Origin of the sequence: Geodermatophilus tzadiensis (assembly GCF_003002915.1) — a bacterium.
Taxonomy (GTDB): domain Bacteria; phylum Actinomycetota; class Actinomycetes; order Mycobacteriales; family Geodermatophilaceae; genus Geodermatophilus; species Geodermatophilus tzadiensis.
In genome coordinates this window covers 1-12,204 of record NZ_PVTG01000020.1, presented here as the reverse complement: position 1 = coordinate 12,204, position 12,204 = coordinate 1, and the positions used below count along the sequence as shown (strand labels likewise).

Sequence of the window (12,204 nt, the reverse complement as noted above, 5' to 3'; positions counted from 1 at the left end):
CGACACGCGGGGACACGCTCGGTGTGGTCGACGACACGCCCGATCCGGTTCCACGAGCGGTGACGGGCACGCCGGGGGCCGCCGGCCGACGGTGTCGGACGGCCTCCGGCCGACCCTAGCGTGGCGCGACATGACGACCACCGCGACGAGGTCCGGACGGGTCCCCCTGGGCGACCGGACCGTGCACCGCCTGGGGTTCGGCGGCATGAAGCTCACCGGGCCGCGGGTCACCGGGCCCCCGGCCGACCGCGGCGCCGCGCTCGCCGTCCTGCGCCGGGCCGTCGAGCTCGGTGTCGACCACGTCGACACCAGCGGCCTCTACGGGCCGCACGTGGTGAACGACCTGATCCGCGAGGCCCTGCACCCCTATCCCGACGGCCTGGTCATCGTCACGCGGGTCGGCGCCCGCCGGACGCCGGACGGCGGCTGGGACGAGGCGCTGACGCCGGGCGAGCTGCGCCGGTCGGTGGAGGAGGACCTCGAGCACCTCGGCCTCGACGCGCTGCCCGTCGCCAACCTGCGGATGCCGGGTCTCGGCGAGCCGGGCGAGCGCTCCCTCGGGGAGCCGCTCGAGGCGCTGGACCGGCTGCGGCAGGAGGGGCTGGTCCGCCAGCTCGGCGTCAGCCACGTCACCGGCCGGCAGGTCGCCGAGGCCCGCGGCACCGCCCCGCTGGCCTGCGTGCAGAACCACTACAACCTGATCCACCGCACCGACGACGCCCTGGTCGACGACCTCGCCCGGGACGGCATCGCCTACACGGCGCTGGAGGGGGTCTCCTACACCTCGTTCTTCCCGATGGGGGAGATGGGCCCGGCCCAGGCAGCGGCCCTCGACGCCGTCGCCCGGCGGCTGGGGGCGGCTCCCGTGCAGGTGGCCATCGCGTGGCTGCTGGCCCGCTCCCCGAACGTGCTGGTCATCCCGAGCGCCACCTCGGTCGCCCAGCTGGAGGACCTGCTCGCGGCGGGCGAGGTGACCCTCGGCCCCCGGGACACCGAGGAGCTGGACCGCGTCGTCACCCTGGGCGGGCCGCCTCCCGGCGGACCGCCGGCGTGGGGCGGCGGGAGCGGCCCCGTCCCCCAGCCCCGCGGGCGGCACGGCGGCCCCTGATCAGCGGGACGAGGCACGGGTGACGACGTCGGTCGCCCAGCTCTCCAGGCCCGAGTGGTCGCGGATGACCTCCACCCGGTCGCAGTACTCGGCGTACGCGGGCAGGTCGCAGCCGCCCAGCGCCCAGGAGTAGCGCGGCTCGGGGGTCAGCCAGATCGTCTCGCGCACCCGGCGGGTCAGGTCGCCGAAGACGTCGAGTCGCGGGGTGTTGCCGTTGCCGCGGCCGTCGCCGAGCACCAGCAGCGTGGAGCGGCGGGTGAACGCGCCGGAGTGGTCGGCGGCGAGCGTGGCGAAGACCGTGCCGTAGTCGCTGGAGGCGTCGACGTCGACGACGTCCCCGCCGAACACCAGCCCGAGCGCGTGCTCGAGGGGGTGCTCGTCGAACAGGTCGGTGATCTCCACGACGTCGTCGACGAAGGCGAACGTGCGCACCTGGGCGAACACGTCCTGCAGCGCGTGGACGACGTGCAGGCTGAACCGCGCCGTCGTCCGCACCGACAGGCTCACGTCGGCCACCACGACCAGCCGCGGCTTGTCCTCGGCCAGCCGGGTGGTCACCGGCCGGAACGGGACGCCGTCGTAGCGCAGGTTGCGACGCATCGTGCGGGAGACGTCGACCCGCCCGCGCGGTGACTGCCGCTTCTTGTGGGTCAGCCCGCCGTGCAGCGAGGTGGCCAGCCGGCGCAGCGACTCCTCGATCCGCGCCCGCTCCGACTCCGTGATCTTCTCCACCGGCGCCCGGGCCAGCTCGCGCTCCTCGATGGCCAGCTCGGTCATCTCGGCGAGCTTCTGCAGGTGCGCGGCCAGCAGCTCGGGCAGGTCCTCGATCACCCCGGCGAGCTGGCGGCGCAGCGCCTCGGCGACCTCCGGGTCGAGGTCGCCGACGGGGTCGGCCAGCCAGTCGCGCAGCGCCTGCTGCTGGGCCACCGTCAGCTCGACGTCCATCGGCGTGCCGCCTGCGCGCACCAGGTCGCCGGGCAGGCCCGGGTCGTGCAGCCGCGACACCTCCAGCTGGACCTGCTGGGCGTCGTCGGCCGGCCCGGCGGGGCTCTCCGAGGACAGCACGATCTGCTGGGTCAGCGAGGCCAGGTCGATCTTGTTCGCCTCCTGGTGCAGGTTGTACTGCGCGGCGAGGTCCTCGGGGCGGAAGAAGTCGCGGATGTCGACCGGCTTGCCGTGGCTGTGCCCCTCCTGGACGTCGGTCGGCGGCTCCGGCGACCAGGTCATCCGGGTCAGCTCGCCGGTGTCCTCCAGGTCGTCGTGGGCGTGCCCGTGGCCCTCTTCGGCCTCGACCACCGGCCGCAGCGTGAAGAACCGGGCGAAGGTGTCGGCGAAGACCTCGGCGTCGCGGCGGTCCTTGAGCAGCGCCGCCCCGAGCGCCGCCTCCAGCGCGGCCCGGTCGCCGACCCCCACGGCGGTCGCCGCGGCGAAGGCGTCCACGGCCTCGGCGGTGGACACCCGCATCCCGCGCAGCCGCAGCAGACGGACGAACCGGTGCAGCGCCGCCTCCATCAGACCGGCCGGCGCCGCGCGCCGCCGCGGTTGCCGGCGAACGACCGCGCGCCCTGCCCGGCCCGCACCTGCCTGGGCACGCCCGGTGCGTCCGCGGGGCCGCCGCGCGCGCCGAAGGAGTCGTCGTGCCGGCCGGGGGTGTCCTTGGCCGCCCGCACCCGCCGGCCGTCGTCGGCGGGGTGGTCGCCGTGGTCGGTGTGGTCGCCGTGGTCGTGGCCGGTGTGGTCGTGGCCGGTGTGGTCGTGGTCGTGGCTGTGCCCGCCGTGGGTGTGCGACCCGTGCGAGTGGGTGTGCCCGGGGCCGTGGTCGTGCTGCAGGGACGACGGCACGGTCGCGTTGGGGTCGACCAGCCGCGGCAGCGCCTGCCGCGAGCGCTCCACGTCGCGCTCGTACTTGGCGACGACGGAGACGGTGTCGGCGAGGACCTCGGCGTCGAGCTCGCCGACGCCGAGCACCGCCAGCGTGCGGGCCCAGTCGATCGTCTCGGAGATGCTCGGCGCCTTGCGCAGGTCCAGGCCCCGCAGGCCCCGCACGACGTCGACCAGCCGCTGCGCCGCGGCGTCGCCCAGCCCGGTCCGCTTCGACCGCAGGATCTCCAGCTCGCGGTCGGCGTCGGGGTACTCGAGGAACAGGTGCAGGCAACGCCGCTTGAGCGCGGCCGACAGGTCGCGGGTGTTGTTCGACGTCAGCACGACGTAGGGCGCCTGCCTCGCCACGAAGGTGCCGAGCTCGGGGACGGAGACCTGGTACTCGGCGAGCATCTCCAGCAGCACCGCCTCCAGCGCCTCGTCCGCGCGGTCGACCTCGTCGACGAGCAGCACCACCGGCTCCTCCGACCGGATCGCCTCCAGCAGCGGCCGGGGCGCGAGGAAGCGCTCGTTGAAGAACGCGCTGTCCGCGCCGGCCACCCGCTCCACCGCGGCCTCGAGGGTGTCGGTGTCGGCGAGCAGCTGCGCGGTCTTCTCCCGCAGGATCTGCGTGTAGAGCAGCTGCTTGCCGTAGTCCCACTCGTAGAGGGCCTTGGTCTCGTCCTGGCCCTCGTAGCACTGCAGCCGCAGCAGCCGGCGGCCGGTGGCGGCGGCCAGCGTCTTGGCCAGCTCGGTCTTGCCCACCCCGGCCGGGCCCTCGAGCAGCAGCGGCTTGGCCAGGCGGCTCATCACGAACGTCGTCGTCGCCAGCCGCCGGTCGGTGATGTACCCCTGCTCGGCGAACGCGCGGGCGACGTCGTCGGGGCTGTCGAAGTCGGCCGGCGCGGGGTCGGCGGGGACGGGCTGGACGGTCAACGAGGCTCCTCGTGCGAGGGAGAGGGGCGGGGTGACGGACCCGTCACCCCGCCCCACGGGAGGTCGGTCAGGACAGGAGGTCGTCGAGGTCGCCGTTCATGCAGTGCTCGACCACCGGCCGCACGGTCTCGAAGGTGCACTCCTTGGCGTTGCCGGGGGTGCAGGCGTCGCCGAGCACGTGGTGGGTGATCCGGTCGACGTCGGTGTCGTCGCCCTTGATGACGCTGGCCTGCTCGTAGAACTTCGTCGGGCCCTGGCCCAGCCGGTTCTTGGAGTAGCTGTCCTGGGTGACGTCGGTGAACTTCTCCGGGATGCCCACGTCGCGCAGCAGCCGGATGGCGGCGGCCAGGGCGGCGTCGGCGGCCTGCGGGGCGGTCATGCCGTGGGTGTCCACGCCCATGGCCTCGGCGATGTCGGCGAAGCGCTGGTACTGCGTGGGCATGTTGAACGCCCAGACGCGGGGGAGGGCGACCGCGTTGTTCAGCCCGTGGTGGGTGTCGTAGAAGGCGCTCACCGCGTGGCTGATCGAGTGGATGATCCCCAGGCCGCCGGAGTTGAACGCCTGCGCGGCGATGTACTGGGCGTACATCATCCCCTGCCGGCCGCCGAGGTCCTGGCCGTTCCACACCGCCTGGCGCAGGTGCTGGTCGGTCAGCTTGATGGCGTAGAGCGCGTTGCCCAGCGACGGCGGGAAGTCCAGCCGGGAGACGTAGGGCTCGCTGGCGTGGGCGAGGACGTCGAAGCCGCACTGCGCGGTGTAGTCGATCGGGCAGTCGAAGTACAGGACCGGGTCGTCGATCGCCAGCGTGGCCAGGCAGTGGTCGTCGAAGGCCACGTACTTGTGCGGGTTGTCCGGATCGGTCGTGGTGTCGGTGATGACGTAGGCCCAGGAGGTCTCCGAGCCGGTGCCGGCCGTCGTCGAGACGGCGATGTGCGGCGGGTTCTTCGGGTTCTCCGACTGGTTGAAGCCCTCGAACTCGTTGACGCTGCGGCCGTCGTGGGCGACCGAGATGCGCGCGCCCTTGCAGGCGTCGTGGCTGGAGCCGCCGCCGATGGAGACGAAGCTGTCGCACTGGTTCTCCTGGTACAGCGCGACGGCGTCCATGACGTTGTAGTCCTTGGGGTTGGACTCCACCTTGTCGTAGACGACGACCTCGAGGCCGTGGTAGCGCATCGACTCGGCGATCTTCTCGACGATGTTCGACCCGCGCAGGCCCGACGTCATGATCAGCGTCTTCGTGAAGCCCAGCTTCAGCGCCTCGGGGCCGATGATCTCGTGCGCGCCCGGGCCCATGAGCGCCCGGGGGAACGGGTGGAACTCCTTGATGGGGAAGGGCTTGAGGAGTTCTTCGACCTGCATGGGAGGGGTCCTTCCGTCTGCCTGCGGAGCCGTCGGGCGGGACGCTAGGAGCGGCGTCCCCCTCCCCGGCAGGGGTCCCGGGTGGGAACCGGCCGACCGGAGGAGCAGGTCGGGCCGTCCGGTCAGGTGCACCTGCCCGACCGGCCAGTGCCGTCGGCCCCTGCCGCCGGGACAGCGGGCATGCTGCGGGGGTGACCACTGCCACGACCTACGACGTCGCCGCCGTCCGGGCGGACTTCCCCGCGCTGCGGGCCGGTGCCGCGCACTTCGACGGGCCGGGCGGCTCGCAGGTCCCCCGCCAGGTCGCGCACGCCGTCGCGGCCACCCTCGGCTCGCCGATCGCCAACCGCGGCTCGGTCACCGAGGCCGAGCGCAACGCCGACGCCGTCGTCGTGGCCGCCCGGGCCGCGGTCGCCGACCTGGTCGGGAGCGACCCCGGCGGCGTCGTCTTCGGCCGCTCGATGACCCAGCTGACCTACGACCTGTCCCGCGCGCTGGCCGCGGGGTGGGGTCCGGGCGACGAGGTCGTGGTCACCCGCCTCGACCACGACGCCAACGTCCGGCCGTGGGTGCAGGCCGCCGCCGCCCGCGGGGCCACCGTCCGCTGGGCCGACCTCGACCCGGCCACCGGCGAGCTGACGCCCGAGGCGGTCGCCGCGGTGGTCGGCGAGCGCACGAGGCTGGTCGCCGTCACCGGCGCCTCCAACCTGATCGGCACCCGCCCCGACGTCCCGGCGATCACCGCCCTGGCGCACCGGGTCGGCGCGCTCGCCTACGTGGACGGCGTGCACCTGACCGCGCACGCGGCCGTCGACGTCGCCGCGCTCGGCGCCGACCTCTACGCCTGCTCGCCCTACAAGTTCCTCGGCCCGCACCTGGGCTGCGTCGTCGCCGCGCCGGCGCTGCTGGAGACGCTGCACCCGGACAAGCTGCTGCCCTCCACCGACGCCGTCCCCGAGCGCTTCGAGCTGGGCACGCTGCCCTACGAGCTGCTCGCCGGCACCACCGCGGCGGTCGACTACCTGGCCGCGCTCGGCGGGTCCGACGGCGACCGTCGCGCCCGGCTGGTCGCGGGCATGGCCGCCGTCGAGGCGCACGAGGACCGGCTGCGGCAGCGCGTGGAGGACGCCGTCGAGGAGCTGCCCGGCGTCACGCTGTGGTCGCGCGCGCGGCACCGGACGCCGACGCTGCTGCTCACCTTCGCCGACCGGCCGGCCGCCGAGGTGTCCCGCGCGCTGGCCGCCCGCGGCGTCAACGCCCCGGCGAGCAACTTCTACGCGATCGAGGCCTCCCGGCGGCTCGGCCTCGGCGACGCCGGCGGCATGCGCGTCGGGATGGCGCCCTACACCGACGACTCCGACGTCGACCGCCTGCTGGAGGGCCTGCGCGAGGCGCAGGAGGGGTGACCTCCCCGGGGCGTCCGCGGGCGTGGCGGAGAGCTCCTAGGCCCCGGCGCGCAGCTGCGGGAAGCCGGTGGCGAGCTGGTGGAAGGCGGCGCGCAGCGTGTCGGCCAGCGAGGCGGACTCGTCGGCGAGCCACACCTCGAACGCGGTGGTGGCCGCCGCGCGGGTCGCCGTGGCCACCATCCGCGGCAGCAGCGCGGCGGGGTCCTGGCCGCAGCGGCGGGCCACGTAGTCGGCGACCACCCGGTCGACGTCGGCGTAGCGCACCTGGGAGTGCGCCAGCAGCGCCGGCTCGGTGAGGATCAGCCGCATCCGCTGGCGCAGCAGGGGCAGGTCGGCGGCGGCGTAGTCGTTGACCTCGACGTAGGCACCGAAGACGGCCGCCAGCACCGGGACGTCGTCGCCGGCCTCCTCGAGCAGCCGCGCGAGCCGCTCGACGTGCCCGGTGAAGTCGCCCCAGACGGCGTCGGCCTTGCTGCCGACGTGCCGGAAGAAGGTGCGCCGGCTGGTGTGCGCGGCCGCGGCGATCTCCTCGATCGTCACCTGCTCGAAGCCCGCGGCGGTGAACAGCTCCAGCGCCGCCTGCTCGATGCGGGCCCGGGTCGCCGCCCGCACCCCGCCGACCGGGCGGGGGGTGGCCACGCCGGTCCGGGGGACGACGGCCACGGGGTGGCCCAGCGGCATGCTCACCCCTCCATCCTGGCCCACCCGGTCGGCCAGGGACGCCCCCACCGACCGGACGGGGGACCGTGACCGGGGACACCGGCGCCCTTGCCGGTGGCACCCGGTGTCTCTAACGTCCTCGCCATCCCCGTCCCCCGGAACCCGGAGGTCCGCATGCCCGAGACGACCCAGACCGAGACGCAGGCCGAGACCCAGACCGCCGTGGCCGAGGAGGCGCTGGTCGAGGAGTCCCTCGTCGAGGAGGTCTCCATCGACGGCATGTGCGGCGTCTACTGAGCCGACCGAGATGACCTCGACCGCTCCGGCCGCAGCCGTCTTCGACCCGGCTCTGCCGTGGCGGCGCGCCCGGTCGGTGGCCCTGCGGCCGGAGCCGTTCGGGGCGCTCGTCTACCACTTCGGCAACCGGAAGCTGTCCTTCCTCAAGTCGAAGACGCTGGTCACCGTCGTGGAGACGCTGGCCGACCACCCCAGCGCCGACGCGACGCTGGTCGCGTGCGGTGTGCCCGAGGCCCAGCGGCCCGCCTACGTCACGGCGCTGGCCGACCTCGCCCGCTCCCAGATGATCGAACGAAGGACCTCGCTGCCCCCCGAGAAGGACCCTCCTGCCCCCCACCGCTCGCAGGCTCGCGGCGGGACCCTGCAGGAGAGCCGTTCAACCCTCGCGGCGGGCCCCTGCACCGAGGCCGAGACGAACCAGGAGATCCTGTGACCGCCGTCGTCCCGGAACGCCCGACCGGCGGGCGCCTCGTCGACCAGTTCGAGTACGGCCTCGACGCCCCCATCTGCCTGACGTGGGAACTCACCTACGCCTGCAACCTGGCGTGCGTGCACTGCCTGTCCTCCTCGGGCCGGCGCGACCCGCGCGAGCTGACGACGGCCGAGGCCGAGGGCGTCATCGACGAGCTGCAGCGGATGCAGGTCTTCTACGTCAACGTCGGCGGCGGCGAGCCCACCGTGCGGCCGGACTTCTGGCACCTGCTCGACTACGCCATCGGCCACGACGTCGGCGTCAAGTTCTCCACCAACGGCGTCAAGCTCGACCGGGCCCGCGCCGCGCAGCTGGCGGCCACCGACTACGTCGACGTGCAGATCTCCCTCGACGGCGCCACCGCGGAGGTCAACGACCGCGTCCGCGGCGCCGGCTCCTTCGCCACCGCGACCCGGGCGCTGGAGAACCTCGCCGAGGCCGGGATGAAGGACGTCAAGGTCTCCGTCGTCGTCACCCGGGAGAACGTCTCCCAGCTCGACGACTTCCGGGCGCTCACCGACCGCTACGGCGCCCAGCTGCGGATCACCCGGTTCCGCCCGTCGGGCCGCGGCGCGGACGTCTGGGACCAGCTGCACCCCACCCAGGCCCAGCAGCGCGAGCTGTACTCCTGGCTGCTGGCCAACGGCGACCGGGTGCTCACCGGCGACTCGTTCTTCCACCTGTCGGCCTACGGGCAGGCGCTGCCGGGCCTCAACCTCTGCGGTGCCGGGCGCGTGGTGTGCCTGATCGACCCGGTCGGCGACGTCTACGCCTGCCCGTTCGCCATCCACGAGCAGTTCCTCGCCGGCAACGTGCGCGGGGAGGGCGGCTTCCAGCGGGTGTGGCAGCACAGCGACCTGTTCGCCGAGCTGCGCAGCCCGCAGACCGGTGGCGCGTGCACGAGGTGCGCCCACTTCGACGCCTGCCGCGGCGGCTGCATGGCGGCCAAGTTCTTCACCGGCCTGCCGCTGGACGGCCCCGACCCCGAGTGCGTGCAGGGGTACGGCGAGTCGGCGCTGGCCGCCCGCGACGCCGACCTGGTCGCGCCGCGCAGCCACCTCGACCACTCGCACACCGGCCCGGTGCGCGGCCAGCCGACGCTGCTCGGCATGCCGTCGCTCCCGCCGGCGAAGGCCTGCGACGAGTCGCCGCTGGCGGGCCTGCAGCTCGGCTGACCGGCTCGGCGGACCGGCTCAGCGGATCGGGGCGACCACCGGCCCCGACCCCTCCGGCAGCAGGCCGGGCGCGAGGTCGGCCAGCGTCATGGTGAGCAGCAGGGCGACGAGCAGGGCGAGGGTGAGCACGGGGCACCTCCGGGGCGGGTGGACCCCCGCCCCGGGCGCCCCGCGGTCGCGGGGTGCCCGGGGAGGGGCATCCCGGAGGGTCGTCGCCGTCCCTGAGCGGGCCCGGTGACCCGCCTGGGAGTCCGCTGGGTGCCCCTCGTCAGGGCAGGTCGACGACGTCCTTCTCCCCGGTGTCGGGCTGCGCGCCGGTGGCCTTGGCCTTGACGAAGCTCAGCGCCGTCGCCAGCCGGTTGCCGGGGCTGTCCCAGTACTCCGCGGTGTCGCCGTCGACCTTCACCAGGACGACGGAGGGGTCCTCGGGCCCCTGCGGCAGCCAGGCCTCGACACCGGCGTTCCACAGCTCCTTCTTCTTCGCGACGTCGTCGACGACGCGCGCGGTCCCGGTCAGCGAGACCCACGTGCCGCCCGAGCCGACGCCGACGTTGACCTGCGGCGAGGCCTGCACGTGGCCGAGCCAGGGGGCGTCGTGCTCGGCGAAGAACCACAGGTCGCCGTCGAACTCGACCTCCTGCAACGCCATGGGCCGGCTGGTCAGCCGCCCGTCGGGCATGGTCGTGGTGAGGAAGCCGATCCTCTGCCCCTTGAGGAGTCCGGCGACCTTGGCGGTGGCGTCCTGCGAGTCGGTGGTCATGACCCTGCCGTTCCCCGGATCGGCTCCGTGACACGGACGACACCCCGGCGTACCGGAATGGATCGGCAGTCGGTTGCCTTCGCCAACGTCGTGACCACCACCCAGGACCGGCCGGCCGCCGCGCCCGCCGTCATCGACCGGCCGGGGACGGCGCGCACCGCACTCACCCTCGGCGCCTTCGTGGCGCTCGGCCCGCTGACGATCGACATGTACCTGCCCGCCCTGCCCACCATCGCCGACGACCTGCGGACGAACTCGGCGACGGTGCAGCTCACGCTCACCGGCACCCTGGTCGGCCTGGCGCTGGGCCAGCTGGTGCTCGGCCCGCTGTCGGACGCCCTCGGCCGCAAGAAGCCGCTGCTGGCCGGCACCGCGCTGCACGTCGTCGCCTCGCTGCTGGTGCTCGTCGCGCCGTCGATCGCCGTGCTCGGGCTGCTGCGCTTCCTGCAGGGCGTCGGGACCGCGGCCGGCGCGGTGATCGCCCTGGCGGTCGTGCGCGACCTGTTCTCCGGTCGCGCCGCGGCGACGATGCTGTCCCGGCTCTTCCTCGTCCTCGGCGCGGCCCCGGTCCTCGCCCCCACGGTGGGTGGGGAGGTCCTGCGCTTCACCTCGTGGCGGGGCGTGTTCCTGATCCTCGGCCTGTACGGCCTCGCCCTGCTCGTCCTCGGCTGGTTCTCCGTGCGCGAGACGCTGCCGCCCGAGCGGCGGCGCAGCAGCGGCGTCGCCGGGACGCTGCGCAGCTACCGCGGCCTGCTGCGCGACCGCGCCTACGTCGGCCTCGTGCTGGTCGCCGGCCTGACGATGGCCGGGCTGTTCAGCTACGTGTCGGGCTCCTCGTTCGTCTTCCAGGACCAGTTCGGCCTCGACGAGCAGCAGTTCGGCCTGCTCTTCGGCGCCGGCGCCGTGTGGCTGATCGGCGCCACCCAGCTCAACCCGGTCGTGCTGCGCCGGTTCTCCCCGGCCCAGGTCCTGGTGGCCGGCACCGTGGGCGGCGCGCTGGCCGGCGCGGTGCTGGTCGTCCTCGCCGGCACCGGCACCGGCGGGCTCTGGGCGGTGGCGCTGCCGCTGTGGGCGGTGCTGTTCAGCTCGGGCCTGGCGCTGCCCAACGCCCCCGCGCTGGCGCTGTCCCGGCACGGCGAGGCGGCCGGCACCGCGGCGGCGCTGCTCGGGGCGGTGCAGTTCGGCGTCGGCGCGGTCGTCGCCCCGCTGGTCGGCCTGCTCGGCAACGACGCGGTCGCCATCGGCACGGTCGTGGTCGCGGCGCTGGTCACCGCGATCGTCGTCCTGGTGGTCGTCGTCCGGCCGTGGGAGCTGCCCGACGACGTGTCCGACGAGGTGGCCGCGGCCGCCTAGGCTGGCGCGGTGCCCGACCTGGCCGGCGCCGCGTGGCCGGAGCTGCCCGACCGGCCGCTGGTGGTCGTCCCGCTGGGCTCGGTCGAGCAGCACGGCCTCCACCTGCCGCTGGCCACCGACACCACCGTCGCCGAGGCGGTGGTCCGGGGGGCGGGGCTGGACGCGGTCGTCGCGCCGGCCGTCCCCTACGGCGCCAGCGGCGAGCACGAGGGGTTCCCCGGCACCGTCTCGATCGGCACCGCGGCGCTGACCACCCTGCTCGTCGAGTACGGCCGCTCGGCCTGTCGCTGGGCGGGCCGGCTGCTGGTCGTCAACGGCCACGGCGGCAACCTCGACGCGCTGCGCGCCGCCGTCCCGCAGCTGCGCGCCGAGGGCCGCGACGCCGCCTGGTTCCCGTGCGGCGTCGCCGGCGGGGACGCGCACGCCGGGCGCACCGAGACGTCACTGCTGTTGCACGTGGAACCAGGCGGAGTGCGGACCGACCGGTCCGTCGCGGGCGAGACGGCGCCGATCGCCGAGCTGCTGCCACGGCTGCGGGCCGAGGGCGTGCGCGGGGTGAGCCCGACCGGCGTGCTCGGCGACCCGGCCGGCGCCTCGGCCGCGGAGGGCGCGCGGCTGCTCGCCGGCATCGCCGCCCGGCTGACCGCCGCCGTCGGGCGCTGGGACGTCGGGGCGGACGGCCGGCTGCGCTGAGATGCTCCTATGCCTCGTCAAGCGGTCAGCACGTGGTGGATCTCGCGGGCGATGTAGCGCTTGAGGCAGCGGATGATCTCGAGGTTGCTCAGGCCTTCGGCTCGTCGGCGGGCGGCGTAGTCCTG

General features: G+C 74.6%; 12 protein-coding genes. 7 read left to right on the top strand and 5 right to left on the bottom strand.

Going from position 1 to position 12,204, the window contains the following annotated elements:
- Positions 1–130 precede the first annotated feature (130 nt).
- Entirely contained in the window at positions 131–1,108 is a 978-nt protein-coding gene (locus tag LY71_RS20650; protein ID WP_106281299.1) for an oxidoreductase, read from the top strand.
- Here the strand turns inward: LY71_RS20650 and LY71_RS20645 are convergent, their stop codons facing one another.
- From LY71_RS20645 to mdo, 3 genes are all read right to left on the bottom strand, one after another.
- Positions 1,109–2,620 carry a VWA domain-containing protein gene (locus LY71_RS20645; RefSeq protein WP_106281297.1) on the bottom strand — a complete coding sequence of 504 codons (1,512 nt, stop codon included), beginning with the start codon at positions 2,618–2,620 and terminating at the stop codon, positions 1,109–1,111.
- A complete protein-coding gene (locus LY71_RS20640; RefSeq protein WP_245888150.1) occupies positions 2,620–3,903 on the bottom strand; it encodes an AAA family ATPase in 1,284 nt (427 codons plus the stop codon). The genes LY71_RS20645 and LY71_RS20640 overlap by 1 nt, the downstream gene beginning before the upstream one ends.
- Positions 3,904–3,970: 67 nt before the next feature.
- Positions 3,971–5,263 (bottom strand): NDMA-dependent methanol dehydrogenase, encoded by a 1,293-nt coding sequence (gene mdo, locus LY71_RS20635; protein WP_106281295.1) that lies wholly within the window; start codon positions 5,261–5,263, stop codon positions 3,971–3,973.
- Between the two features lie 191 nt (positions 5,264–5,454).
- On the opposite strand from mdo, the gene LY71_RS20630 reads away from it, so the two are divergent.
- Positions 5,455–6,669, top strand: a complete 1,215-nt coding sequence (locus tag LY71_RS20630; protein WP_106281293.1) for a cysteine desulfurase-like protein — start codon at positions 5,455–5,457, stop codon at positions 6,667–6,669.
- Between the two features lie 36 nt (positions 6,670–6,705).
- Here LY71_RS20630 and mftR read toward each other — a convergent pair whose 3' ends face one another.
- Positions 6,706–7,350 (bottom strand): mycofactocin system transcriptional regulator, encoded by a 645-nt coding sequence (mftR, locus tag LY71_RS20625; RefSeq protein ID WP_106281464.1) that lies wholly within the window; start codon positions 7,348–7,350, stop codon positions 6,706–6,708.
- 153 nt (positions 7,351–7,503) lie between these two features.
- Here mftR and mftA point away from each other — a divergent pair, with 153 nt between their 5' ends.
- Genes mftA through mftC form a run of 3 tightly spaced genes read left to right on the top strand, consistent with a single transcriptional unit; the run spans position 7,504 to position 9,273 of the window.
- Positions 7,504–7,626, top strand: coding sequence for a mycofactocin precursor MftA (gene mftA / locus LY71_RS23835; protein WP_211297460.1), 123 nt, complete (start codon positions 7,504–7,506; stop codon positions 7,624–7,626).
- A 10-nt stretch (positions 7,627–7,636) separates the two neighbouring features.
- On the top strand, positions 7,637–8,059 hold the full coding sequence (gene mftB, locus LY71_RS20615) for a mycofactocin biosynthesis chaperone MftB (RefSeq protein ID WP_106281291.1): 423 nt from the start codon (positions 7,637–7,639) through the stop codon (positions 8,057–8,059).
- The gene (mftC, locus tag LY71_RS20610) at positions 8,056–9,273 is read left to right on the top strand and encodes a mycofactocin radical SAM maturase (protein WP_106281289.1); all 1,218 of its coding nucleotides are present in this window, start codon (positions 8,056–8,058) and stop codon (positions 9,271–9,273) included. The genes mftB and mftC overlap by 4 nt, the downstream gene beginning before the upstream one ends.
- 268 nt (positions 9,274–9,541) lie before the next feature.
- Here the strand turns inward: mftC and LY71_RS20605 are convergent, their stop codons facing one another.
- On the bottom strand, positions 9,542–10,033 hold the full coding sequence (locus LY71_RS20605; protein ID WP_106281287.1) for a pyridoxamine 5'-phosphate oxidase family protein: 492 nt from the start codon (positions 10,031–10,033) through the stop codon (positions 9,542–9,544).
- Between the two features lie 90 nt (positions 10,034–10,123).
- Between LY71_RS20605 and LY71_RS20600 the strand changes: the two genes are divergently transcribed.
- Together LY71_RS20600 and mftE are read left to right on the top strand one after the other, a co-directional pair.
- Complete coding sequence (locus tag LY71_RS20600; RefSeq protein ID WP_245888148.1) at positions 10,124–11,386, top strand: multidrug effflux MFS transporter; 1,263 nt, start codon at positions 10,124–10,126, stop codon at positions 11,384–11,386.
- Positions 11,387–11,395: 9 nt separating this feature from the next.
- On the top strand, positions 11,396–12,079 hold the full coding sequence (gene mftE, locus LY71_RS20595; RefSeq protein WP_106281283.1) for a mycofactocin biosynthesis peptidyl-dipeptidase MftE: 684 nt from the start codon (positions 11,396–11,398) through the stop codon (positions 12,077–12,079).
- Positions 12,080–12,204: the final 125 nt, after the last annotated feature.

What these genes read in the sequence shown, in the direction of transcription:
- LY71_RS20650 (WP_106281299.1), top strand. Translation starts at nt 131, where the DNA reads ATGACGACCACCGCGACGAGGTCCGGACGGGTCCCCCTGGGCGACCGG.
- LY71_RS20645 (WP_106281297.1), bottom strand. Translation starts at nt 2,620, where the DNA reads ATGGAGGCGGCGCTGCACCGGTTCGTCCGTCTGCTGCGGCTGCGCGGG.
- mdo (WP_106281295.1), bottom strand. Translation starts at nt 5,263, where the DNA reads ATGCAGGTCGAAGAACTCCTCAAGCCCTTCCCCATCAAGGAGTTCCAC.
- mftR (WP_106281464.1), bottom strand. Translation starts at nt 7,350, where the DNA reads ATGCCGCTGGGCCACCCCGTGGCCGTCGTCCCCCGGACCGGCGTGGCC.
- mftA (WP_211297460.1), top strand. Translation starts at nt 7,504, where the DNA reads ATGCCCGAGACGACCCAGACCGAGACGCAGGCCGAGACCCAGACCGCC.
- mftB (WP_106281291.1), top strand. Translation starts at nt 7,637, where the DNA reads ATGACCTCGACCGCTCCGGCCGCAGCCGTCTTCGACCCGGCTCTGCCG.
- LY71_RS20605 (WP_106281287.1), bottom strand. Translation starts at nt 10,033, where the DNA reads ATGACCACCGACTCGCAGGACGCCACCGCCAAGGTCGCCGGACTCCTC.